This window comes from Rahnella aquatilis CIP 78.65 = ATCC 33071, assembly GCF_000241955.1.
GTDB classification, from domain to species: Bacteria; Pseudomonadota; Gammaproteobacteria; order Enterobacterales; family Enterobacteriaceae; genus Rahnella; species Rahnella aquatilis.
This window is the reverse complement of sequence record NC_016818.1, coordinates 1,156,130-1,180,443: the sequence shown is the minus strand read 5'-3', so window position 1 is coordinate 1,180,443 and position 24,314 is coordinate 1,156,130. Positions and strand designations below refer to the sequence as shown.

The following is a 24,314-nucleotide window of genomic DNA, read 5'->3' as shown; positions in this document are numbered from 1 at the left end:
AACGGGACAATTCCGACTCACGATCAGAATCTGTGAAGCAGATCAAAACCTCTTTGCACCTGGCTGACGGTGCGCGTTGCCTGTGCTAATGTCAGGCCAATCCCGGCTGATGAGTGCCTTAAAATGCCTGAAATGCTTGCGTTCCCCGTAAATTACCCGGTTAAAGTGCAAAACGGCGGCTTGTTTATCTCCAGAGGAATTGGCACACATCCGACCCGTCGCCTGAATTCGCACGAATTAATTTATGTCGTCCGTGGTTCATTGTCTTTACAGGAAGAAAATACGCGTTTTGATCTACATGCAGGAGAAAGTTTGTTGTTATTTCCCGGCAGGGAACATAAAGGGGTCACAACCTTTGATCCTGATTTAAAATTTTACTGGCTGCATTTTGAACTTGTGGAAGATATAACAATCATCAGACCACAGCAAAATAGTCCCTCTTTACAGCTGAATATTCCACAACATTGTAAAGTCAGGGACAATGAAACCCTGTTAACGCTGTTCAGATTATTTTTATATGAACAGGAACGCGGTGGTCATTCTCTCGGGCTGTTCCTGATTTTGCTGTTAGAGGAAGTTTCGCGCACCTGGCCGGAGAATGTCGAACCCGGCGGCCCCGGCGTCGCGCTGGCCTATAAAGCCCGTCAGTTGCTCACGACACAATTTCATCTGCCGCTGGGGGCCTCTGAACTGGCGGAACGGCTGCACTGTAACGCGGATTATCTCGGGCGGGTTTTCCGCCTGACCTTTCAGATGACGCTGACGGATGCACTGCATAAACAACGGGTCGCGGCAGCAGAAAAGCTGTTACTGGCCAATACCGGTAATGTGTCGGATGTGGCACGCCTGACCGGTTTTAACGATGTGGCGTATTTTCGCCGGGTATTTCGTAAACTGCTGGGTATCACGCCTGCGGCTTATAAAAAGTTATATTGCCGGGAACATATAAACTCCCAATAATTTGATGAAACCTTGCGCTAACAATCTCAAAAACATCAGAAAACTCATGTTAGTATTGTGCTCTCCCGACTTTAAAGACAACTTTTGCCCATGACAGACTCCTTTGAATTTCTCAGTAATGTGCCGGTTAATCAGCAGATTTATCGCACCTTGCGTCAGGACATCGTCACCTGTGCTATCGCACCGGGGGCATTCCTGTCGGAGAAAGAGATTTCCACACGCTTTAATGTGTCCCGCCAGCCGGTTCGCGAAGCCTTTATCAAACTGGCCGAAGCCGGGCTGGTTCAGGTTTTACCGCAACGCGGCACTTATGTAATGAAAATATCCTCCAAGCGGGTTGCTGACGGACGCTTCATTCGCGAAGCGGTCGAAACTGCCGTGGTACGCCGTGCGGCGATGGTCGCCACCGATAAAGATCTGGCGCTGCTCGAACATAATCTTGAGCGTCAGACGCTGGCGGCAAAGAGTCAGCAAACGCAGGAATTCCTGCTGCTCGATGATGAGTTCCACCGCACGATTGCACAGATCATCGACTGCCGTCTGGCATGGGAAACCGTCGAGCACATCAAAGCGACAATGGATCGCGTCCGCTTTTTGACACTCAGTAAAGTGTCACCACCGGAAAATCTGATTGCACAACATTATGCGATTTTTGACGGGCTGCAAGCGCATGACCCGGACGCCGCTGAAAAAGCCATCCGTATTCATTTGCAGGAAATGATTTCCACCATTACCCCCATTGCCGAACAGAACAGCGACTGGTTTGATGCCGAGTAAGTAAAAGAAGGGGTACTGTAAAAACCGTGAACCACAGCGTTCAAATTTTGCGGGTCAGCCCTAAAATCTGTATGACAACTTGGTGTAAGCTGTAAACCACATCAACATCGTGGATACTTTTATGCCAGCCACAGCCGTCCTGAAAAAAAGCTACTACAGTGCCGAACAGTCACTCTCCCTCTCTCAGTTGGATAACGAGAAAATTACCCAGATCGTCCAGGATCTGGACGTGGCCGAAAGCGAAAAAGAACATTACGTCACGGGCTGGATGGGCCAGAACAGCGTAGTACTGGTGAGAAATTATCAGGACAAACGGGGCACGTCCAACGGCCTGGTAATGTCACGTGGCAACCGTTACAAACTCACCGTTCAGGCCATCACTTTCCGCATCCCCAAAGTGCTGCTGTGGGTCACATTTCGCCGCAAGCCCCGCATCATGACCGTTATTGCTTATAACAAACTGGGGGAACAGGCGACCGGTCTGCAACAGTTTATGCATGTGCAGGATCCTGAACTCAGGGAGAAGCTGGAACAGGACTGGCGTGAACTGAACGATTATCTCGGCATGGCCTGCTGGCAGATGGATAACAACCGCCCGCAATGGCGCCAGTTGCATGCGGAAATCACACCGCAAACCCTTCTGACGCTGGCTGAATCGCCGTGGTTCAGCGGCAAAAAACTGCAAAAGGATGGCGAACTGGAAGGACTGTGGTCGCACGGGCAATTTATTGGCCGCCGCAGCGGTGAACACGCGGCATTGCTGCTCTCGTGGCAGGACGAGGAGAACGACGATATTGCCAGTTATCTGTTTGAACGGATGTCAGCGAGTAAAATCCGCGTGATGCTGCGCCCGCGTAAGGAAGAAAAATTCTATCCGCTTAATCCGTTTGATGCCGTGCATTTGCAACAGGCGCTGACGAAATTCCATCAGGCTGAACAGGCGCTGAGCGAAACCCGGCGCCTCGCATAATCTGCGGTTACCACCAGCGGTGGAAATGATGCACCGGCCCGATGCCGTGGCCGACTTCAAGGGAGTCGGCCTGCATCAGCGCCTGCTGTAAATAAGCTTTGGCTTCACGCACCGTATCGGCCCAGTTGTGATGACGCGGACGTAACGCGGCCAGCGCGGCCGACAGCGTACAGCCGGTGCCGTGAGTATGTCGGGTATTCACACGCGGCGCAGTAAACCGCTCGCGGGAACCGGACATAAACAGCCAGTCAGGGCTTTCCTCATCGCTCAGATGCCCCCCTTTCATCAGCACCGCGTCACATCCCATCGCCAGTAAGGCTTCTCCCTGTTCACGCATTTCAGTTTCATTCGTTGCCACCGTGCATTCCAGTAACGCCGCCGCTTCCGGCAGGTTGGGCGTAATAATCGATGCCTGCGGGATCAGCAAACGGCGCACCGCATCAACCGCTTCCGGCAACAGCAACGGATCGCCACTTTTCGCCAGCATCACGGTATCCAGCACCACAAACGACGGCTGATAATGTCTGAGCCGCTCCGCCACCGCTTCCACAATCTGGCTGTTCGCCAGCATGCCGATTTTCGTACTGTCGATCCGCACATCGCTCAGTACAGAATCAAGCTGCGCTGCAACGAAATCTGGCTCAATGTTATAGACCGATTGCACGCCCCTCGTGTTCTGAGCCACCAGCGCTGTGATCACACTGGTACCGTACGCGCCAAGTGCCGAAAAAGTTTTTAAATCCGCCTGGATCCCCGCCCCGCCGCTCGGGTCAGTGCCTGCAATTGTCAGTGCATTAATACGTTTCATTGCATGCCCTCGCCGTTCAGCCATTCTTCGCCGATTAAATACAGATTATCGAGGAATTCAGGCGTGAAACTGCCCGGCCCTTTCACGACCGCACAGGCGCGTTCGCCGGCGCACGACATCACCCGGCAGGCGGCGGCCACGTTATCCAGACGATCGCCCGGCAAAGCCGCAAAGGCCGCTACCACGGCAGATAATGCGCATCCGGTCCCCACCACGCGGGTCATCATCGGATGCCCGCCAGCCACAGCCCAACTGCGCATGCCGTCGGTGACATAATCAGTTTCACCGGTGACGGCCACTACCGCGCCGGTCCCGCGCGCCAGTTGCCGGGCAGCAGGTAATGCAGAAAGGGGATCATCGCCGCTGTCAACGCCGCGCCCGGATGCGCTGAGACCGCTGAGTGCCCGGATTTCCGACGCATTACCGCGGATCGCGGCGGGCTTCAGTGTGATGATTTCATGACAGAATTCTGTACGCCAGCTCAGGCCGCCGACGGCAACCGGATCCAGCACCCAGGGTTTTCCGGCCTGACTGGCCGCATGAATAGCCGCCAGCATCGCATCAGCATGGGGATGTGTCAGCGTACCAACATTGACCAGCAGGGCGTCCGCGATGGCACCAAATTGCGCCGCTTCGGCGGGATCAACCACCATCGCCGGAGACGCGCCCAGCGCCAGCAGGACATTGGCGGTAAAAGATTGCACCACGTCGTTGGTCAGGCAGTGAACCAGCGGCGCAGTGAAACGGAGTTGTTTCAGAGAAGTGGCGGCTAAAGCGCCGGGAATGTGGGTAGGTCGGGTATTCATAAGTCTCCCCACCGGCGCTCAGAAGGCGGTATCAGGAGAGAGATACCTGACTTCCCTACGCTGGCATAATCCAGATCAGGTAATACGGGTAAAATCTCAGCCCTGCTTTGCAGCGGGCACCCCGAGTCAAGGGAGCATTATTGGCGGCGCAGGTCAGAAGATCAATCAGGAAATGCGTTAAAAAACCGATCCACCAACGTCATTGAACTCACCCCGTTTCACTGGCAGTATCGGAAAACGACTATGAACAACACACGTTGATAATAAATTTTCTCAGGAGTTTTCCTTGCCCTCACCACTTACTGTCCGTCCTTATGAAGAAGCAGACCGCCCGTTTTTACGTACACTGTATCTGGCCTCGCGCAAGCACACCTGGACATGGCTGGAAGACGATTTTCAGCTGGAGGATTTTGATCGTGCAGTGATCGGCGAGACAATACTGGTCGCGGAACGTGACGGACATTTGCTGGGATTCGCCTCGATTTTCACTCAGGAAGATTTCCTGCATAACCTGTTTGTTGATCCGCAATATCAGGGAACCGGCGCAGGTTCGGCATTGCTTCACGCTGCTGAACAAACATTTACCCGTCAGGGATCGCTGAAATGTTTAGTAAAAAGTGAAAAATCAGTCGCTTTTTATCTCTCAAAAGGCTGGAACATCATCTCCAGGGGAGATAGCCCAAAAGGTGAATACTATTTGTTTCATTCATCAAAAAAATAATTAAGGAAGAAATGATTACCTCACAGAACCGTATTTTCGCGATCCTGACAAATATCAATTTTTCTTTGTCGTTAAGAGGTTAAATTCCGCAGCGGTGCTATACATACTTGGTCTTCCTTAAAATTTTCGAGGGTACGAATGAAAACAATAAAACTGATGCAGATTGCTGCAGTGACTGGTGCACTGTTCCTGGCCGGTTGTACCAGCCACATAACCAAGACAGAAAAATATTCTGGTTTTTTAGGCGATTATTCGGATCTGAAAGAAGTCAAAACGGCCGGTGGAAATCCGGTGCTGCGCTGGATCGATCCTTCGTTTAAGAGAGGAAATTATTCTTACATCAAATACGAACCGATTAAATTCTACCCGGAACCGCAGCCTACGGAGCAGATCGACAAAGCTACCTTGCAGGGGGTGCTGGATTACGCCAACAGCCGTATGAAAGCTGCACTGGCGGAGCGCATGCCACTGACAGATCACGCAGGGCCGCGCACATTGATTTTCAAAGGTGCGATCACCGGTGTGAACACCTCGGCAGAAGGTTTGCAGTTCTATGAAGTCATCCCGGTCGCGCTGGTAATTGCCGGTACTGAAACTGCCACAGGCCATCGTACGCGTGATACTGAAGTTTACTTTGAAGGTGAGCTGATCGATGCCAGCACCGGCAAACCGGTGATTAAAGTCGTGCGTAAAGGCTTCGGTAAACAAGTTTCCAATGATAAACAGAAAGTCACCGCTAACGATTTAAAAGTGGTCGTAGATAGCCTGGCAAATGATACCAGGCTGTTCAACGAATAACTCTCGAAACAGCATAACAATGAGGGCAGCCAGAGGGCTGCCTTTTTTGTTTATACTTGCCTTTTTGATATCAGATAATGATATCATTATATCTGCTGGCACATCACTCTCTCTTTCGAAGGATCGACAATGAACATGCTGAATGCCAGGCACCTGAAAACGTTATCTCTGATTTTTTCTGTCCCTACTCCTTCAGCACTGGAATGGCGAAAAATAGAGGTTTTATTTATTGCGCTGGGTGCCAAAGTAAGTGAAGGGAAAGGTTCGCGGGTCAGGTTTGAAATTAATAATGTTGTTGCGTCATTTCACCGCCCACATCCGGATAAAGAGGCGAAAATCTATCAGGTTCGGGATGCCAAAACATTCCTCGAAACTATAGGAGTAAAACCATGAGTACTATGACTTATCAGGGATATGCAGCCAAAATTGAATATAACGATGAAGACCAATGCCTGATTGGGCATATTGCAGGTATTCAGGATGTCATCGGTTTTCATGCAGAAAATGTCACTGACCTTCGAACTGCTTTTGAAGACGCGGTGGATGACTATCTAAGCTATTGCTCAGAACAAGGCCGTGAACCCCAGCGTCCGGCAAACGGCAAAATAAGTCTGCGCATTCAGCCCGAGATACATGCTGCAATTAACGTTGCGGCGGAGATCTCCGGTAAAAGCGTTAATCAATGGATCAACGATACGCTGGTACAAGCGGTTCACAGTTAATTGACTGAATACATTTTGAGGGCAGCCAGAGGGCTAATGCTGGTCACTTAAGGAAATGAGGCCCGTGAATTTGGGCCTTCGATGAAGAAAAATAGCGCTACAAGCCTGATTCCTTCGTTATCCTTTGAAGCACAAAAATGAATTTGTATTCATAAAAGTGCTTAAGTGACCGGCATTAAGCCAGAGGGCTGCCTTTTTTGTTTACCGGGAATGATAAACCTTCAGACTGCATCAGCGATAAATTCCCGTAACCACTGATGCGCCGGGTCACGGTGCGCACGTTCATGCCACACCATAAACATTTCAAACCCTGGCACATCCAGCGGGGCGTCGGTTATCTGCAAAGCAGGGTTTCCCCGTACTAAACGTTCGGGCAACATCGCCACCAGATCCGTGGTCATCAGCACCTGAAGCACAAACAGAAAATGCGGCACTGACAGTACCACACGCCGTGATAAACCCGCCGCCGCCAGCGCGGTGTCGGTATATCCATAAAATCCGCCGCCATCGGGTGAAACCATCACATGCTCCAGCGCGCAGAATTCTGCCAGCGTTACCGGCCTATTGATTTGCGGATGTCCTTTGCGGCTGACCAGCACGTAGCGCTCGGCAAACATTAATCTGCTGTGCAACCCGTTCACGACAGCCTCCGAGGTATGAAACGCCAGATCTAACTCACCCTGTTCCATTTTGCGGATAATCCGCGCAGGGGAAGTTTCAAATATAGCCAGCCGTGCAGAAGGTGCGGCGATACGCAATGCCCGTAACGCGGGTAGCACAATGGTCGATTCACCATAATCTGCCGCACCCAGACTCCAGGTATTCTTTGCCGTCGCGGGGTCAAACACTTCACCCGCAGACACGGCCAGTTCCAGCGCGGCCAGTGCCTGCCGCAGCGGTTCCCGCAATTCGTCTGCTCGCGCCGTCGGACGCATTCCCCGTGGCCCCGGCAGCAGCAACGGATCATCAAAAAATTCCCGCAACTTAGCGAGCTGCACGCTGACTGAAGGTTGTGAAAGATGACGGCGCTGCGCCGCCCGCGTGACATTTTGCTCGGTCAGCAAAACATCCAGCGTCAGCAACAGATTGAGATCCAGACGACCGAAATTACTCATTGCTATACCTGCTATATGATCAATTCATTTCAACTATACCTGACGACAACCTACTCTGCTTTGACACTTAACGGAGATTTCGTCATGAATGTATTGATCGTCTATGCCCATCCCGAATCGCAATCGCTGAACGGCTCGCTGAAAGATTTTGCGGTCAGTCATTTGCAGGCCACCGGGCACAATGTGCAGATTTCGGATTTGTATGCCATGCAATGGAAAGCCGCGCTGGATGCGGGAGATAACACCGAACCGTCGCCGGGGCCTTTTCACCCTTCGCAGGATTCACAGCGCGCTTACAAAAATGGTACGCAAAGCGATGACATTGCCGCCGAGCAGGAAAAATTACAGTGGGCGGATACCGTGATATTTCAGTTCCCGCTGTGGTGGTTTTCAATGCCTGCCATTATGAAAGGCTGGGTTGAACGTGTTTATGCTTATGGATTGGCCTATGGTGTCGGTGAGCATTCCGACACGCACTGGGGCGACCGTTACGGGGAGGGCAAAATGGCCGGTAAACGCGCCATGCTGATGGTCACCACCGGCGGCTGGGAACCGCATTACAGTGCGCGTGGGATTAACGGCCCGATCGACGACCTGTTGTTCCCGATCCACCACGGCATCCTGCATTATCCGGGCTTTACCGTGCTGCCGCCACTGGTGTTTTACCGCACCGGACGCATGGATGAGACCCGCTACGCGCAAATTTGCAGGGAGATGGCTCACCGGCTGGATACAGTAGAAAGCACCACGCCCATTTCATTTCGCCAGCAAAATGGCGGCGATTACGCTATTCCGTCACTGATATTGAAACCGGAAATTACGCCGGAGAAAAGCGGGTTTGCGGCGCATCTGAAATAACGTCCTGAGAGGATTTCAGGCATAAAAAACGCCAGTGGATCTTACGATCGCACTGGCGTTTTTACGGGCATTCAGCCTCAGATTTCGCTAAAACCTATTCCCATTTAATCGTTATTTTCTCAATGCTCTTTGCCGTTTTTGGCTAAATACATGGCGTTGTCGGCATATTCGAGAAGCTGACGTTCATCGTTACCATGCTCCGGATAGAGTGCGATTCCGATACTGGGCGTGATGGTCAAACTGTGGTCTTCCAGGGTAAAAGGAGAATTGAAAGCGTCACGGATTCTTTCTGCTACCAGAGCACACTCGGCTAATGAAGCCCCCTGGAGCAAAACCACAAACTCATCGCCGCCGACCCGAGCGACGGTGTCCGATTCGCGCGCGCACAACTTCAGGCGCGCAGCGGCCCCTCGCAGCAGTAAATCTCCAATACCATGGCCAAGCGTATCGTTAACCTGTTTAAATTTATCGAGATCAATGTACAACAGAGACAACTGACTTTGCTCCCGACGTGCTGTTGAGAGCGCGACTTTCAGGCGGTCATGCAAAAAACCACGGTTCGGGAGGTCGGTCAGGGGATCATACTGCGCCATATACTGCAGCCGGGCCTGCATTTGCTGACGCTCAATGACAGTCGCAATTTGAGTCGAAACGAACTGCAGTAACTCCTGATCCTGTTCGTTGTAGCGCACACCACCTGGGTAGCTTTTGACCATAAGCACGCCAATCGTGCCCTTGTGCGACTTGAGCGGAACACCCAGCCAGCAGAACGGATTCATGCCAAAAGAGACACGCAGTTCTTCGATGCGGGCAACTATCGTTTCAGGTGTCAGCAGCAGCGGGAGACCGGTATGAATAATCTCTGCGTAGAACGTACCTGGGATCAGGGTAAAGGGATCTGGCCTCGGCAGAAACTGATCCACATGATAAGGGAAGCTAAGTTTACCGGTTTCATCATCGTAGAGCGTCACCGAGAAATTATCGACGGGCAGCAACGTGCCGACGATCTCATGAATGCGCTGGAATAACTTGAGTAAATCTTCGGCGGTATGTGCAGCTTCAGAAATAGAATAAAGCGCTGACTGCAACAATTCGGATCGTTTGCGTTCGGTAATATCACGGGCAACACCAATGCGCAATTGATCGGCCGGTGACCAACGAGCTGTCCACATGATGTTGACGACGTGTCCATTCTTATGAATGTAACGGTTCTCAAAATGAAACTGCGGATTGCCAGACATGATCCCCACCACCGAGTTTCGGGTTATTTCCCGATCTTCAGGCAGCATCATGTCAAACATGTTTTTGCCGATCATTTCTTTCGGCGTATAGCCAAAAATACGTTCGCATGATGCGCTCGCAAAAACGATATTGGCATGGGCATCAACCGCAAAAACAGCATCCATCATGAGATCAATAAAACTGGCCAACGGTGCGTGAGGGTTCGATTCCATAGAGAAACTATAAGGCCTGAATATAAGAGTGAGTACGACGACCTTTACGATAGATATCCGTCGTCCATTAGCACTGCGTCGTTTTGCACCACCGGTTAAGATAGTACAGGCACAGTTGAATAAACGATGGAAAGAATCACATGATAAAGCTGAAAACGGCTTTTTGATATCCTGGCTGATATCAAAAAGCCCGCAGTGATGCGGGCTTAGAAGTAATTTACTGCTTATACGTACAGGCTGTTGCCAGACGCGAAATCACTCCCACTCAATCGTCGCCGGTGGCTTGCCCGAGATGTCATAGACAACGCGGGAAATGCCGTCGACTTCGTTGATGATGCGGTTGGAGCAGCGGCCAAGGAAATCATACGGCAGGTGTGCCCAGTGCGCGGTCATAAAGTCGATGGTTTCGACGGCACGCAGGGAGACGACCCAGTCGTATTTACGACCATCGCCCATCACGCCAACAGAGCGGACGGGCAGGAAGACGGTGAAGGCCTGGCTGACTTTATTGTACAGGTCAGCTTTATGCAGTTCTTCGATGAAGATAGCATCGGCGCGACGCAGCAGGTCGCAGTACTCTTTCTTCACTTCGCCCAGCACGCGAACGCCCAGACCCGGCCCCGGGAACGGGTGACGGTAAAGCATATCGTATGGCAGGCCGAGTTCCAGACCGATTTTACGTACTTCGTCTTTGAACAGCTCTTTCAGCGGCTCAACCAGACCCAGTTTCATTTCTTTCGGCAGGCCGCCCACGTTGTGGTGTGATTTGATCACATGCGCTTTGCCGGTAGCAGAGGCCGCGGATTCGATCACATCAGGGTAGATGGTGCCCTGCGCCAGCCATTTCACTTCTTCCTGCTTACAGGCTTCTTCGTCGAACACTTCAACAAAGACGCGACCGATGATTTTACGTTTGGCTTCCGGCTCATCAACGCCCGCCAGCGCAGACAGGAAGCGCTCTTCCGCAGCGACGTGAACGATGTTCAGACCGAAACGGTCACCGAACATTTCCAGCACCTGATCCGCTTCGTTCAGACGCAGCAGACCGTTATCGACGAACACGCACGTCAGACGGTCACCGATGGCGCGGTGCAGCAGCATGGCGGTCACGGAGGAGTCAACGCCACCGGACAGGCCGAGGATCACATGATCGTCGCCAATCTGCACACGCAGGCGCTCAACAGCGTCTTCAATGATTTTTGCCGGCGTCCACAGTGCTTCGCACTCGCAGATATCCATGATGAAACGTTCGAGCATACGCAGGCCCTGACGGGTATGCGTCACTTCCGGGTGGAACTGCACACCGTAGAAGCGTTTTTCTTCGTTGGCCATAATGGCAAACGGGCAGGAATCCGTGCTGGCAACGGTCACGAAATCAGACGGGATGGCCGTCACTTTATCGCCGTGGCTCATCCAGACGTCGAGCAGCGGTTTGTTGTTCTCGCTCAGGGCATCCTGAATGTCGCGGATCAACGCGCTTTCCGTCTGCACTTCAACCTGCGCATAACCAAATTCGCGCTCGTTAGAACCTTCAACATGGCCGCCTAACTGCATCGCCATGGTTTGCATGCCGTAGCAGACGCCGAGAACCGGAACACCGGCTTCGAAAACATAATCTGGTGCACGCGGGCTGTCATGCTCGGTGGTACTTTCCGGGCCGCCGGACAGGATGATCCCGTTCGGGTTGAATTCGCGGATTTGGGCTTCGGTTACGTCCCAGGCCCAGAGTTCGCAATAGACACCCAGTTCACGCACGCGGCGCGCAACAAGTTGGGTGTACTGGGAGCCGAAATCGAGGATCAGGATACGGTGCTTGTGAATATTTTCGCTCATGAGGGGGCGTTTTCCAGAAAGCAATAAAAGCGTTAAAACAACAGGTTAAATTTTCTAACAATCTTAAAAGCAGACAGCGAGCCTTTAGCTCGCTGTCTTTAGGATCAGGATCCCATGCGGTAGTTCGGCGACTCTTTGGTAATCGTCACGTCATGTACGTGGCTTTCCTGGATCCCCGCACCGCTGATGCGGACAAACTCCGCCTTGGTGCGCAGGTCGTCGATGGTAGCACAACCGGTCAGCCCCATACAGGAGCGCAGACCGCCCATTTGCTGGTGAATGATCTCTTTCAGACGGCCTTTATACGCCACGCGACCTTCGATACCTTCAGGTACCAGTTTGTCAGCGGCATTGTCAGTCTGGAAGTAGCGGTCAGAAGAACCTTTGGACATCGCGCCCAGAGAACCCATGCCGCGGTAAGATTTGTACGAACGGCCCTGATACAGCTCGATTTCGCCCGGCGATTCTTCAGTACCTGCCAGCATCCCGCCGACCATCACACAGCTTGCGCCCGCAGCAATGGCTTTTGCGATGTCACCGGAGAAGCGGATACCGCCGTCAGCGATAACCGGAATACCGGTGCCTTCCAGCGCTTCAACCGCGTCAGAAACGGCAGTGATTTGCGGAACGCCTACGCCGGTCACGATACGGGTGGTACAGATTGAGCCAGGACCGATACCGACTTTCACCGCGCTCACGCCTGCTTTGGCCAGTGCCAGCGCACCTGCGCCCGTCGCCACGTTACCGCCAATGATTTGCAGATCCGGGTATTTTGCGCGGGTGGCGCGGATACGTTCCAGAACGCCTTCGGAGTGGCCGTGAGAGGAGTCGATCAGCAGAACATCAACACCGGCAGCCACCAGCGCATCGATACGTTCTTCATTGCCTGCACCGGCGCCCACCGCTGCACCGACGCGCAGGCTGCCCTGCTCATCTTTACAGGCGTTAGGTTTACGTTCGGCTTTCTGGAAGTCTTTGACGGTGATCATACCGAGGAGATGGAATTGCGCGTCAACCACCAGCGCTTTCTCTACGCGTTTTTCGTGCATTTTCTGCAGCACGACTTCACGGGCTTCGCCTTCTTTCACGGTGACCAGACGTTCTTTCGGCGTCATGACCGCGGTGACAGGCTGTTCCAGATCGGTGACGAAGCGCACGTCACGACCGGTAATAATACCGACCAGTTCGTTTTCTTCCGTCACGACCGGATAACCGGCAAAACCGTTAATTTCAGTGAGTTCTTTAACCTGACGCAAAGTCGTCGATGGCGTGACCGTTTTAGGGTCAGCAACAACGCCGCTTTCATGCTTCTTCACGCGACGGACTTCTTCCGCCTGACGCTCAATAGACATGTTCTTGTGAATGAATCCGAGGCCGCCTTCCTGCGCCAGAGCAATCGCCAGATTCGCTTCAGTCACAGTATCCATCGCTGCGGACAGCATAGGGATATTCAGACGGATTTTAGCGGTCAGTTGAGTACCGAGGTCGGCAGTATTGGGCAGAACTGTGGAGTGGGCTGGAACAAGGAGAACGTCGTCGAACGTTAGTGCTTCTTTTGCGATACGTAGCATGGGCAATATCTCACCAAGGTGGATGCGGAAAAGATAAAATATTGCAGCGGGAGTATACAGGTGAGTAGGCATTACGACCAGAACTATTTCAAAAACTTCTTGATTACCTTTTGCGGGCATGTAGTATCGTTCGATTAAGTCTCTGTTTTTGAATTTGATCTGGATCACATGTCGCTACCTTCTTCGCCTCCTATTTTTACCGTAAGCCGCCTCAATCAGACGGTCCGACAGTTGCTGGAAAACGAAATGGGTCAGGTCTGGCTCTCCGGTGAAATCTCAAACTTCTCACAGCCTTCCTCCGGCCACTGGTATTTTACGCTCAAAGATGACCGCGCTCAGGTCAAATGTGCCATGTTCCGTAATACCAACCGCCGCACCACATTCCGTCCGCAAAATGGTCAGCAGGTTTTGGTTCGTGCGACCATCACGTTGTACGAACCGCGCGGCGATTATCAGCTGATTGCCGAAAGTATGCAGGAAGCGGGCGACGGTCTGTTACAGCAGAAATTCGATTTGCTGAAACAGCAACTGGCCACCGAAGGTCTGTTTGATGCGCAATTTAAACAGCCGCTGCCCTCGCCGGCCAAATGCGTCGGTGTCATCACCTCCGCCAGCGGTGCCGCATTGCACGACGTGTTAAATGTCTTAAAGCGTCGCGACCCGTCGTTACCCGTCATTATTTATCCGACTTCAGTTCAGGGCGCGGATGCCCCGGCACAAATCGTCCGCGCCATTCAGTTGGCTAACGCCCGCGAAGAAGTGGATGTGTTGATTGTCGGGCGCGGTGGCGGTTCGCTGGAAGATTTGTGGAGCTTTAACGATGAGCGCGTGGCGCGGGCGATTTTTGCCAGCCGCATTCCGATCGTCAGCGCCGTTGGTCACGAAACCGATGTCACGATTGCCGATTTTGTTGCTGATTTACGCGCCCCGACGCCGTCTGCCGCCGCCGAACTGATCAGCCGGAATCAGCTGGAATTGCTGCGCCAGATCCAGTCACAGCAGCAACGCCTCGAAATGGCGATGGATTATTACCTCGCACAGCTGACACAACGCTTTACCCGTCTGAATCATCGCCTGCAACAACAGCATCCGCATTTACGTCTGGCACGCCAGCAAACGGCACTGTTCAAATTGCGCCGTCGTCTGGATGAGGCGATGCAAAATCAGCTGCGCCAGATGCTGCGTCGCACCGACCGTTTGCAGCAGCGCCTGACGCAACAACAGCCGCAGCCGCGCATTCACCGCGCCCAGCAACGGGTTCAGCAACTGCAATACCGGCTGCAACAGGCGATGTCTTCTCAGCTGGCAGAGAGCCGCCAGCGTTTCGGCACTGCCTGTACGCAACTGGAAAGCGTCAGCCCGCTGGCCACACTTGCCCGCGGCTACAGCGTGACCACCACGCCACAAGGGGCATTGCTGAAGAAAACCACGCAGACCGCACCGGGCGAAACACTGAAAACGCGTCTGGCCGATGGCTGGATTGAAAGTGAAGTGAAATCGATTGTGGTGGAGAAGAAAGCGCGGAAACGTGCAGTTAAATAAGTGTTGGGTTTACCTTCATCCTCCCCCTTCGCAGGGGGAGGTGATTGAAAAGATTACAGATTATAGCTGTTAGTCTTCACGCCATTGACCCAAACTTCACGCGCTTCACCTTGCGGCAGCACCATATCCAGGGTTTTCCACGCCGGTTTAAAATCGCCGCGCTGCGTCAGCGTGATGTTGATTCGCTGATTGTCACTGACGATGTCCCAGTTCAGCCACAGCGCATGATTCTGCTCCCAGCGATGACTTTCGCCGTCATCTTCAAACAGCATGCCTGACGATGTCGCCTGACCCGGTGCCGGATACACATGCAATTCACGCAGCGTATCTCTGCGGATATCAACATGTGCCAGACGACAGGATTGCGGTAATGCAGCACCGGCGCGTACCAGCAGCGGCAGGCGATCCAGCGGCGCATCCCGTGTGATTGTCTGCCCGCCCGCAAACCATTCGCCGGTGTAGAAATCGCACCAGCCGATGCCGTTATCCGGCAGATAAACCTGACGCTCACGCTGACCTTCATCGACCACGCTGGCGACCAGTAAATCCCGGCCCATCAGGAAATCATCCGTTTCCACAAAGGTATTTTTATCGTGCTCGTGATCGAGGAATGTCGGGCGCAGCATTGGCTCGTCATCCGCATGAGCCTGCCACAGCAAGGTGTAGAAATACGGCAGCAGACGATAGCGCAGACGAATGGCATCACGAATAAGCGGCGTCACCTGCGGATACATCCACGGCTCATTCACCGTGTGATCGTCATTCCAGGAGTGAATGGTGAAACGCGGATGCATCACGCCGTTTTGTACCCAGCGGACAAAGAGTTCCGCATCCGGCTTATCCCCCGAGAATCCGCCAACATCGTGCCCGACGTTGTACAAACCTGACAGACTCATGCCAATCCCCATGCGGGTGTTGTAGCGCAGCGTCTGCCAACTGGTGCGGTTGTCACCACTCCAGGTTTGCACATAACGCTGCATGCCGGAACAGCCGGAGCGGGAGATCAGATACGGCCGGGTTTCCGGCGCAAATTTTTGCTGCGCTTCAAACGACGCACGCATCATCAGCAGCGGCATCACCGGACGGATATGTTTGATGGCGATAGACTTACCAAAACCGTGGCAGCGCGCATCGCTGTCCCAGACTTCATACTCGTTATTGTCGTTCCACGTCGAACCAATGCCCTTTTCAAGCAGCTGTTGTGTCACGCCTTTTTGCCACCAGCGCACAGCGGAAGGATGAGTGAAATCGAGGTGGGAACCTTCGTCATCCCAGAACACAGAGCGTTCCGGCACGTCGCTTTCGCTGTCGCGGATAAATAAACCCTGCTCAGCAACCTGTTCATATTGCGGGTGATCCTGCAACAGGCAAGGTTTGATGTTTGCCGCCAGACGGATCCCGGCGTCGAGAAACGCTTTCGACATCACTTCCGGCTCAGGCACTTTGTCGTAGTTCCAGTTAAAGACGTAACGCTTGTTGCCAATTGAGGTGTAACCCGATGAAAGCTGGAACGAATCGCAGGGGATTTGATGCTGCTGGCACAACGTGATGAATTTCATCAGCTGTTGCTGGGCATCCGGCGCATCGGTGTAGTACATGGTCGAGCCGCTGTAACCGAGACTCCATTTCGGGCCAAAGGTGGTTTTACCGGTCAGGCGCACCAGCTTTTTGGTCACGTCGAGAGATGTCGGGCCGACAAACAGGTAGTAATCCAGATCGCCCGCTTCCGCACTGAAACGGCGATAAGGCAGGTGGTAATTATCCAGTTCATTGCCGAGATCCAGCCAGACATTGCTGAGATTGTCGTAGAACACGCCAAAACTGACGTCATTGCGCCGTGTCAGCGTAAACGGAATATGCTTATACAGCGGATCGGTGCTGGCAGCGTTATAGCCCATCGCATCCAGATTACGCATTTCAAAGCGGCGGCCGCTACGGTTGAGATCACCGGCTTTTTCGCCGAGCCCGTACACGCCATCCTGTGCCTCGCGCAGCTGATAGTGCGCCGACGCGTCGTCTTTCACACCGAGCATATACGCGCCGGTTTTACGATCTTTGACCAGCGGCAGCCAGACACCGGCCTCATTTTTATATTCCCACGCCAGCCACAACGGCTGATGAACCGTGACACGCAGCGCGTCAGTGGTCAGCGTCAGACAGTTATCGCCGTGAGTGAGCTGATAACCCGGCAACGAAAAACCTTCGTTGCTCAGGCGGTCACGACCTTCCCACGGCACATCATTTTGGGACGCGTTACCCTTGGCCGGCGCGATGCTCCAGGTACGATCCAGCGCCAGTTCGCCATTGCGCTGGATGAATACGCGAAGCAGACCCTGTTCCAGCACCCGCAGAGAAAACAGATGCTTGCCATCGACACGCAAATCCACGCCAGCTTCATCCTGCCCGGCAAGCTCCCAGTGTTTTAACGTCTTCATACACCCTCCCTTTTAGCCGGATTGCGGCGTTCAGCGATCAGGGCAATCAGGAAAACTGCGCCGATCAAATCAAAGAAACCCATCGCGATAAACAGCGGATTGAAACCCATTTTGTCGGCAACTGCGCCGATCAGCAGTGAAAAAAGGAAACTGGCGATCCATGCGGAAGAACCGCGCATGCCGTTAACCGTCGCCACCTGACTTTTATCGAATGTCTCTACCACCACGGCGCTCAGCATGCAGGAAATCACCTGATGACCGAAACCGCCGATTGAGATCAGGGCGATGGCGGCATACGGGCTTTGTGTCACGGCGACCAGCGCCAGAGACAACATCATAAATGCGCCGGTGACGGAGCTGGCGACGATGGAGTTAATGCGGGTGCAGCCAAAGACTTTGCGGTACAGCGTGGTGAGATATCCGCTGGCAATACTGCCGAGATCTGCGGCCAGGAACGGCAGCCACGCGAACATTACGATGTGTTTTAAATCCATCCCGCGTTCATTGGCGAGGTACAACGGCACCCAGAAGCTGAACACCGCCCATGCGGGTTCCGCCAGAAATGCCGGAATGGCGATACCGTAGAATTTTTTGTTTTTGCAGACGATTTTCAGCGATTTGATAAACGGCAAACGCGTTTGCTGTGGCTCGTTATCTGAACGGATCAGCGCCAGTTCATCTTCGCTCAGGTTCGGGTGCGTTTCCGGCGAATGGTAAAATTTCCACCACAACAGAACCCATAACATCGACAGCACGCCGCAGAACAGGAATGCGCCACGCCAGCCAAATGAAACGTGCGCGACCAGAATAATCGGCGGGGCCAGCATGGCACCAATCGAGAAGCCTACGCCTGCCCAGCCCGCCGCAACCGGACGCTCTTTACGCGGAAACCAGTCGGAAATCGCTTTGGCGTTAGCCGGGGTAGCCGCCGCTTCGGCGCTGCCCATAAAGAAGCGCAGCACGGCGAGCTGGATCCAACTGCCCGCCCCCGCGTGCAGCATACACACCACTGCCCAGATGGAGGCGCAGATCAGGAAGCCCAGCTTCAGGCCAATCACATCAATCAGCCAGCCGCACAACGGCTGGAAAATGGTATAAGCCGCCTGAAACGCCGCGACGATATAAGAATATTGTTCCGTGGTCATGTTCAGGCTGGTTTTCAATTCAGCCGCCAGTAACCCCAGTGAATTTCGGGTGACGTAGTTGACCGTCACGCCGAGCAGAAACAGCGCCAGCATCCACCAGCGTAAGGCCTTTATCTTTCTGCGTCCTGCAACCGCAGCTGTCCCGGTATTTATTTGAATTGTCATGTCCGTTCTCCCACCCGTCGGCCTTGCCGCAGATGATGTGGTATGTGAGGTACTTCTGCAGAGTAGGCACACGGATTTGTGAGGGAAACGTGATTTTTTGCAAAAGCTTTCACGCTATAACTGCACCGGGAAGTCAGGGAGGATAAAAGCTCATGGGCAGCACATCTTCTGATATGAAAATTTTTGCAGGGACGATTTTGAAGGAGATCACAGTTTGAAAGGAAAGTTAAATATCCAGCAAATTGCCGACCAGACAGGGTTGTCGATCAGTACCGTTTCGCGGGTTTTAGCCGGGAAAAATAACACCAGCAGCAAGGCGCGTGACGCCGTGCTTGAATGCGCCAAAGCGCAGGGGGTGCTGAACGAGCTTTCCACCGGCAGGCTGATGCTCAACAATATTATGATTTTCGCCCCGGCCCGCGCCTTTGATGTGCGCAGCGATATTTTTTACTACAAGGTGATCCAGGGCATTCTGGCGGCCACTGCCCATCACGAAGTGCGCGTCCGTTATTGTGCGATGGAAGAGGAAAACGCTGATGCCGCGCTGTTCATTGCCAAAATGACCGATCCGCAGACTGAAGCCGTGTTGCTGGTCGGTATCGACGATCCGCATATTCATCAGCTTGCCGCCGACATGGGCAAGCCGTGTGTTCTGGTCAACTGTCATGACCGGCACATGCGCCATGACAGCGTCAGCCCCGATCATCAGACGATGGGAGATTTCGCCTGCGATTATCTCTTTTCTCAGGGCCATACCCATATCGTGACCGTGCAGTGTCTGCGCCGTCATACGATGGAACTGCGGCTTACGGGGATAAAACAGGCGTTCACACGCCATCATCAGGTTTTCAGCGACAACCAGCATTTGCTGAATACGTCAGGTTTTGGCGCGCAGGAAAGCGAGCAGGCGCTGCTGGAATTTCTGGACGCCCTGGCCCCCGGCCAGCCGCTGCCAACGGCAATTCTGGCCGGGGGCGATTTTATGGCATCCGGTGTGGTCGCCGCGCTGGCAAAACGCGGTTTTTCCGTGCCGGGTGATATCAGCGTGATCAGCACTGACGGATTCAATCTGGCTGAAATTCACGACGTGCCGCTGACGGCGGTGCATGTACCGCGCGACGAACTCGGTGCCGAAGCCATTTCCCTGTTGCAGCGGCGCATGCTGCGCCCCGATGCGCCTTACACCACTCAACTGTTACAGGGAAAACTCGTGGTGCGTGAATCGGTCAGAAAGGCCAGCGGACGGGCGGTTACCTGTCATCCGCATACGTTGTATGACCCACAGCCGGACAGATAAATCTCATCTTTAACGGACTTAACGCTTAGCAGTCCTATACTGACGGTGACGACTATTCATTAGTTGGCTTTTAGTATCAGACGGTCAGAACACCTTGTTTTCACCTTCGGGTGATTCCTGATAAGGAGATTCACGATGAATCACAGTTCAGCAAAGCGTTACAACAGCGTTATCCCGCCCTATATGCTTAACCGTATTATTGAACACGGTTCAGAGCCCCAACGCAGATGTGCCAGACAAACGCTGGTCCATGTGAATACCCTGATGGCACAGCCCTACGCCAGACCGCAAAAGATCGTGACAGCCAAAGCGGGCCAGGTTGAGCGCGATATTTATGACGCCAAAAATACCACCCGGCTACCGGGGGAATCCGTGCGTAAGGAAGGTCAGCCAGGTAACGGCGACATATCGGTGGATGAAGCCTATGATTATCTGGGCGTAACATACGATTTCTTCTGGCAAGCGTATCAGCGAAATTCCCTGGATAACAAAGGGCTGGCACTACTCGGCACGGTGCATTATGACAAAGGCTATCAGAATGCCTTCTGGAACGGGCAGCAGATGGTGTTTGGTGACGGTGACGGCGAAATCTTTAATCGCTTCACAATTGCTATCGACGTTGTCGGGCACGAGCTTTCCCACGGTGTCACCGAAACGGAAGCGGGTCTGGAATATAACGGCCAGTCCGGCGCGCTGAATGAATCGATGTCGGACGTGTTTGGCTCGCTGGTGAAACAATTCCACCTGAAACAAACTGCCGATAAAGCCGACTGGATTATTGGTGAAGGCTTGCTGGCGAAAGGCATCAACGGTACCGGTCTGCGCTCGATGTCTCATCCCGGTACCGCTTACGATGACCCGCTGCTGGGTAAAGATCCGCAACCGGCGGACATGAACGGTTATGTGAATACCCGCGACGACAACGGCGGTGTGCACATTAATTCAGGCATACCCAACCGCGCGTTCTATCTGGCAGCGACTAAACTGGGGGGTAACGCGTGGGAGCGTGCAGGGTACGTCTGGTATGACACGGTCTGTGATAAATCCCTGCCCAAAAATGCGGACTTTGTCACGTTCGCCCAACTGACAATTCAGCATGCGGAAAAACGCTTTGACGCTTCTGTTGCACAAGCAGTTCGTGAAGCCTGGGAGCAGGTTGGAGTGATGTAAATGAAACCTTTAGATTCGCTGGAAAGTAATGCGGTGATTGAGATTTACCGCGAAGGCGGCATCGCTTTTATCCCTAAACTCAGCGGGCCGCGACGGGTTGAGCTTTCGGGCATGAGTGAGGATAAGCGGCGGGAAATTTGCCAGCTTATCAACAAAGCCCTGCCCTATGCTCAGGAAAAAGAAAACGCCGGTCAGGGAGACCAGCGTTATTTCCGGCTGGAGATTTACTATGCATCGCAAGAGCATTCAGCCAGTCTGGTGATGATTATTCCTGAAACGCAAACGCCCGAGGAACTGGTGAATTTATGGAAACAGGCTCCCCCTGACGATCACTCTTCGGAATAAGGCGAATACGTAAACTGTACCCGCTTTTTTGAAATCATTCCGTGCCCGTTTTGGCAGAAGTAATCCACCGCGCCGCAGGCTTTCAGCTCCTGCAACGGTTGCTGACAATCCGGGCATAATGCCGTTTGCTGATAGTCACCATGGCAGGCGTCACAATGAAAGTGACCGCTTACCCAGCTCATCGGCTGGCCGCAAACCGGACAAAGTGCATCCATCGTCTATCCCTTCTAAATAACGCCCAGCGTCCGCAATAAATACAGACCCAGTGCGGTCGTGAAAAATGATCCGAGCGTGGTGACGGCTATAATATTCGCCGCCAGCGTCGCGTTGCCGCCCATCGCGCGGGTCATCACATAGCTGCCTGCGGCGGTCGGTGTACAGGAAAAGAGAAATATAACGCCAAGTGCTGCGTCGCGAAAGCCAAACAACCCTGCCCCGAAGGTCATCAGCGCAGGCACAAATATTACACGTGACGCAGAAGCCCAGGCCGCCACGTTAGAACTGCGGAACATCGCCTTCACGTCAAGACTGGCACCGGCGCATAACATGGCCAGCGGCAGCGCCATACCTGAAATAAAATTCCCCGTACTGGCAAGGGTCGCCGGCATCGGCAGATGACTGTACTTGAATGCCAGCCCGAGCACCAGACCGATAATCAGCGGATTGGTGATAATGCCGCGCAGAATAGGTTTCATCCCTATACGCTCGCCCTGCCCGCCTTTCAGGCTGCGGGTCAGGGTTATGACCGACAGAACATTAAACAAAATCACCGTAATCGCCAGATACATCGAACCCAGTGCAATGCCTTCACTGCCAAACGCCAGAGAGGCATAAGCCAGCCCCGCGATACCGGTATTGGCGCGGAATCCTCCCTGCACAAAAATGCCGCGTTCACGCGGGTCCTTCACCAGTTTTAACGCCACCAGTTCCAGCAACAGGAAAGAGACGACAGTGCCCAGCCCCCCATAAATGGCGAGTGGCAGATTTGAGCCTGAGGAGTCATGCCCTTGCGCCACGCTGAAAAAGAGCAGACAAGGCAGGGCAATATTGAACACTAACCGGCTGGCTTTCTCGTTGAAACTGTCATCCATCAGGCCGGTACGGCGGAGCACCATGCCCAGCAACAAGATCAGTAAGTTTGGGACCGTAACACCCAATGCAAAACTCCAGGTCTGCCAGAACATCCAGCCAGCTCCTTGCGGGAAAATGAAGACAAAAAAATGGGGTACATTTTCATGCACCCCATTCGTTTAGGATTTGTTTTTCAGGTGCTGCATCAGACGTCGGCGCTTGCGCTGCTGGTGAGGAGAAAGCGAATTTTTCTTGCCTTCATACGGGTTCTCACCCTCTTTGAACTGAATACGGATTGGCGTACCCATCACTTTCAATGAACGGCGGAAATAGTTCATCAGATAACGTTTATAGGAATCGGCCAGATCTTTCACCTGATTACCGTGGATCACCACGATTGGCGGGTTATATCCCCCGGCGTGAGCATACTTCAGCTTCACACGGCGACCGTTCACCAGCGGTGGCTGGTGATCGTCTGCAGCCATTTGCATGATACGGGTCAGTAAGGAAGTGCTCACACGCGTGGTTGCGCAGGTGTACGCTTCGTTCACAGACTCGAACAGATTGCCGACACCGCTGCCGTGCAGGGCAGAGATGAAGTGAATGCGGGCGAAATCAACGAAACCAAGGCGCAGGTCCAGCTGATCTTTAACCTGAGCACGGGCTTCTTCGCTCATCCCGTCCCATTTGTTGACCACGATAACCAGTGAGCGCCCGCTATTGAGGATAAAGCCTAACAGCGAGAGATCCTGATCGGAAATGCCTTCGCGGGCATCAATAACCAGCATTACCACGTTGGCATCTTCAATCGCCTGCAGGGTTTTAATTACCGAGAATTTCTCCACGGTTTCAGTCACTTTACCGCGCTTACGCACACCCGCCGTGTCGATCAGAATATATTCACGGTCGTCGCGGTTCATCGGGATATAAATACTGTCGCGGGTGGTGCCCGGCATGTCATAAACCACAACGCGCTCTTCACCCAGAATGCGGTTAGTCAGTGTGGATTTACCTACGTTCGGACGTCCGACGATAGCCAGTTTGATTGGCAGAGATTGCGGATCAAAATTATCTTCTTCGTCTTCAGGGATTTCATCACCGGTGGCTTCCTGCTCGGCCCAGTAAGCGGCATTAGCCTCTTCTTCGGTCAGCTCCACTTCTTCCGGCTTTTCACCGATAAACGGGATTAATACATGTTCGATCAGTTGTGTGACGCCACGCCCGTGTGAGGCCGCAATGGCATACACATCGCCTAAACCGAGTGAGTAGAAATCACCAGTTGCACTGTCCGGATCCAGGCCATCAGTTTTGTTCGCGACCAGGAAGGTGGCTTTTTCACGGCTGCGAAGATGCTGGGCAATGCCCTGATCGGCAGGCATCAGGCCCGCGCGCGCATCCACCATGAACAGCACGATATCTGCTTCTTCGATAGCCAGCAAAGACTGTCCTGCCATGCGGGTTTCAACACCATCTTCGGTACCGTCAATACCCCCGGTATCCACGATGATGAATTCATTACCCTCAATTTCGGCACGACCATACTTGCGGTCACGCGTAAGCCCCGGGAAATCCGCAACCAGCGCATCACGCGTCTTGGTTAAACGGTTAAATAAAGTGGATTTACCCACATTCGGGCGCCCAACAAGCGCAACGACAGGTATCATTTTGAAGCCTCAATGTTTTTATGATGCATAGTATAGATGGTGCTAAACGCAAATAGCTGATCTGCGAAACTCAATACAAACCACTAT

General features: G+C 53.2%; 23 protein-coding genes and 1 riboswitch. Of the genes, 12 read left to right on the top strand and 11 right to left on the bottom strand.

The genetic code is table 11. The annotated features are described in order from the left end of the window. The first annotated feature begins 132 nt into the window (after positions 1–132). The 3 genes from RAHAQ2_RS05465 to RAHAQ2_RS05455 all read left to right on the top strand — a co-directional run bounded on the left by RAHAQ2_RS05465 (position 133) and on the right by RAHAQ2_RS05455 (position 2,707). Positions 133–960: an AraC family transcriptional regulator gene (locus RAHAQ2_RS05465; protein ID WP_037038479.1), complete on the top strand. Its 828-nt coding sequence runs from the start codon at positions 133–135 to the stop codon at positions 958–960. 90 nt (positions 961–1,050) lie between these two features. Then, the gene (locus tag RAHAQ2_RS05460) at positions 1,051–1,737 is read left to right on the top strand and encodes a GntR family transcriptional regulator (protein WP_015696281.1); all 687 of its coding nucleotides are present in this window, start codon (positions 1,051–1,053) and stop codon (positions 1,735–1,737) included. Positions 1,738–1,858: 121 nt separating this feature from the next. Beyond that, positions 1,859–2,707: a hypothetical protein gene (locus RAHAQ2_RS05455; RefSeq protein ID WP_015696280.1), complete on the top strand. Its 849-nt coding sequence runs from the start codon at positions 1,859–1,861 to the stop codon at positions 2,705–2,707. A gap of 7 nt (positions 2,708–2,714) precedes the next feature. Here RAHAQ2_RS05455 and thiD read toward each other — a convergent pair whose 3' ends face one another. Together thiD and thiM are read right to left on the bottom strand one after the other, a co-directional pair. After that, entirely contained in the window at positions 2,715–3,515 is an 801-nt protein-coding gene (gene thiD / locus RAHAQ2_RS05450) for a bifunctional hydroxymethylpyrimidine kinase/phosphomethylpyrimidine kinase (RefSeq protein WP_015696279.1), read from the bottom strand. Beyond that, entirely contained in the window at positions 3,512–4,321 is an 810-nt protein-coding gene (gene thiM, locus RAHAQ2_RS05445; RefSeq protein ID WP_015696278.1) for a hydroxyethylthiazole kinase, read from the bottom strand. The genes thiD and thiM overlap by 4 nt, the downstream gene beginning before the upstream one ends. 35 nt (positions 4,322–4,356) lie before the next feature. Next, positions 4,357–4,455, bottom strand: a riboswitch (TPP riboswitch). Positions 4,456–4,607: 152 nt separating this feature from the next. On the opposite strand from thiM, the gene RAHAQ2_RS05440 reads away from it, so the two are divergent. The 4 genes from RAHAQ2_RS05440 (at position 4,608) to RAHAQ2_RS05425 (ending at position 6,562) form a co-directional block, all read left to right on the top strand. Continuing rightward, positions 4,608–5,042 (top strand): GNAT family N-acetyltransferase, encoded by a 435-nt coding sequence (locus tag RAHAQ2_RS05440; protein WP_015696277.1) that lies wholly within the window; start codon positions 4,608–4,610, stop codon positions 5,040–5,042. Between the two features lie 138 nt (positions 5,043–5,180). Continuing rightward, a complete protein-coding gene (locus tag RAHAQ2_RS05435) occupies positions 5,181–5,840 on the top strand; it encodes a DUF3313 domain-containing protein (protein WP_015696276.1) in 660 nt (219 codons plus the stop codon). 129 nt (positions 5,841–5,969) lie between these two features. Next, the gene (locus RAHAQ2_RS05430; protein WP_015696275.1) at positions 5,970–6,233 is read left to right on the top strand and encodes a type II toxin-antitoxin system HicA family toxin; all 264 of its coding nucleotides are present in this window, start codon (positions 5,970–5,972) and stop codon (positions 6,231–6,233) included. Beyond that, positions 6,230–6,562, top strand: a complete 333-nt coding sequence (locus tag RAHAQ2_RS05425) for a type II toxin-antitoxin system HicB family antitoxin (RefSeq protein ID WP_015696274.1) — start codon at positions 6,230–6,232, stop codon at positions 6,560–6,562. Before RAHAQ2_RS05430 ends, RAHAQ2_RS05425 begins: the two co-directional genes overlap by 4 nt. Before the next feature lie 221 nt (positions 6,563–6,783). On the opposite strand, the gene RAHAQ2_RS05420 is transcribed toward RAHAQ2_RS05425, so the two are convergent. After that, on the bottom strand, positions 6,784–7,677 hold the full coding sequence (locus RAHAQ2_RS05420) for a LysR family transcriptional regulator (protein ID WP_015696273.1): 894 nt from the start codon (positions 7,675–7,677) through the stop codon (positions 6,784–6,786). Positions 7,678–7,761: 84 nt separating this feature from the next. On the opposite strand from RAHAQ2_RS05420, the gene RAHAQ2_RS05415 reads away from it, so the two are divergent. Beyond that, positions 7,762–8,535, top strand: coding sequence for an NAD(P)H-dependent oxidoreductase (locus tag RAHAQ2_RS05415; protein WP_015696272.1), 774 nt, complete (start codon positions 7,762–7,764; stop codon positions 8,533–8,535). Between the two features lie 119 nt (positions 8,536–8,654). Here the strand turns inward: RAHAQ2_RS05415 and RAHAQ2_RS05410 are convergent, their stop codons facing one another. The 3 genes from RAHAQ2_RS05410 to guaB all read right to left on the bottom strand — a co-directional run bounded on the left by RAHAQ2_RS05410 (position 8,655) and on the right by guaB (position 13,393). Beyond that, on the bottom strand, positions 8,655–9,989 hold the full coding sequence (locus tag RAHAQ2_RS05410; protein ID WP_015696271.1) for a sensor domain-containing protein: 1,335 nt from the start codon (positions 9,987–9,989) through the stop codon (positions 8,655–8,657). 255 nt (positions 9,990–10,244) lie between these two features. Further along, positions 10,245–11,822, bottom strand: a complete 1,578-nt coding sequence (gene guaA / locus RAHAQ2_RS05405) for a glutamine-hydrolyzing GMP synthase (protein WP_015696270.1) — start codon at positions 11,820–11,822, stop codon at positions 10,245–10,247. Positions 11,823–11,926: 104 nt separating this feature from the next. After that, a complete protein-coding gene (guaB, locus tag RAHAQ2_RS05400) occupies positions 11,927–13,393 on the bottom strand; it encodes an IMP dehydrogenase (protein ID WP_015689478.1) in 1,467 nt (488 codons plus the stop codon). A 168-nt stretch (positions 13,394–13,561) separates the two neighbouring features. Between guaB and xseA the strand changes: the two genes are divergently transcribed. Then, positions 13,562–14,935: an exodeoxyribonuclease VII large subunit gene (xseA, locus tag RAHAQ2_RS05395; protein WP_015696268.1), complete on the top strand. Its 1,374-nt coding sequence runs from the start codon at positions 13,562–13,564 to the stop codon at positions 14,933–14,935. A 53-nt stretch (positions 14,936–14,988) separates the two neighbouring features. Here xseA and RAHAQ2_RS05390 read toward each other — a convergent pair whose 3' ends face one another. Both RAHAQ2_RS05390 and RAHAQ2_RS05385 read right to left on the bottom strand, forming a co-directional pair. Further along, complete coding sequence (locus tag RAHAQ2_RS05390) at positions 14,989–17,370, bottom strand: glycoside hydrolase family 31 protein (protein WP_015696267.1); 2,382 nt, start codon at positions 17,368–17,370, stop codon at positions 14,989–14,991. Further along, positions 17,367–18,680 (bottom strand): MFS transporter, encoded by a 1,314-nt coding sequence (locus tag RAHAQ2_RS05385; protein WP_015696266.1) that lies wholly within the window; start codon positions 18,678–18,680, stop codon positions 17,367–17,369. Before RAHAQ2_RS05385 ends, RAHAQ2_RS05390 begins: the two co-directional genes overlap by 4 nt. A 214-nt stretch (positions 18,681–18,894) precedes the next feature. On the opposite strand from RAHAQ2_RS05385, the gene RAHAQ2_RS05380 reads away from it, so the two are divergent. The 3 genes from RAHAQ2_RS05380 to RAHAQ2_RS05370 all read left to right on the top strand — a co-directional run bounded on the left by RAHAQ2_RS05380 (position 18,895) and on the right by RAHAQ2_RS05370 (position 21,492). Further along, a complete protein-coding gene (locus tag RAHAQ2_RS05380) occupies positions 18,895–19,977 on the top strand; it encodes a LacI family DNA-binding transcriptional regulator (protein ID WP_015696265.1) in 1,083 nt (360 codons plus the stop codon). 135 nt (positions 19,978–20,112) lie between these two features. Then, complete coding sequence (locus tag RAHAQ2_RS05375) at positions 20,113–21,147, top strand: M4 family metallopeptidase (protein WP_015696264.1); 1,035 nt, start codon at positions 20,113–20,115, stop codon at positions 21,145–21,147. Further along, positions 21,148–21,492, top strand: coding sequence for a protealysin inhibitor emfourin (locus RAHAQ2_RS05370; RefSeq protein ID WP_015696263.1), 345 nt, complete (start codon positions 21,148–21,150; stop codon positions 21,490–21,492). Here the strand turns inward: RAHAQ2_RS05370 and RAHAQ2_RS05365 are convergent. The 3 genes from RAHAQ2_RS05365 to der all read right to left on the bottom strand — a co-directional run bounded on the left by RAHAQ2_RS05365 (position 21,477) and on the right by der (position 24,227). Then, entirely contained in the window at positions 21,477–21,707 is a 231-nt protein-coding gene (locus tag RAHAQ2_RS05365; protein WP_015696262.1) for a zinc ribbon domain-containing protein, read from the bottom strand. The genes RAHAQ2_RS05370 and RAHAQ2_RS05365 overlap by 16 nt on opposite strands. A 12-nt stretch (positions 21,708–21,719) precedes the next feature. Next, complete coding sequence (locus RAHAQ2_RS05360) at positions 21,720–22,676, bottom strand: AEC family transporter (protein ID WP_015696261.1); 957 nt, start codon at positions 22,674–22,676, stop codon at positions 21,720–21,722. Between the two features lie 66 nt (positions 22,677–22,742). Further along, positions 22,743–24,227, bottom strand: a complete 1,485-nt coding sequence (der, locus tag RAHAQ2_RS05355; protein WP_015696260.1) for a ribosome biogenesis GTPase Der — start codon at positions 24,225–24,227, stop codon at positions 22,743–22,745. Positions 24,228–24,314: the final 87 nt, after the last annotated feature.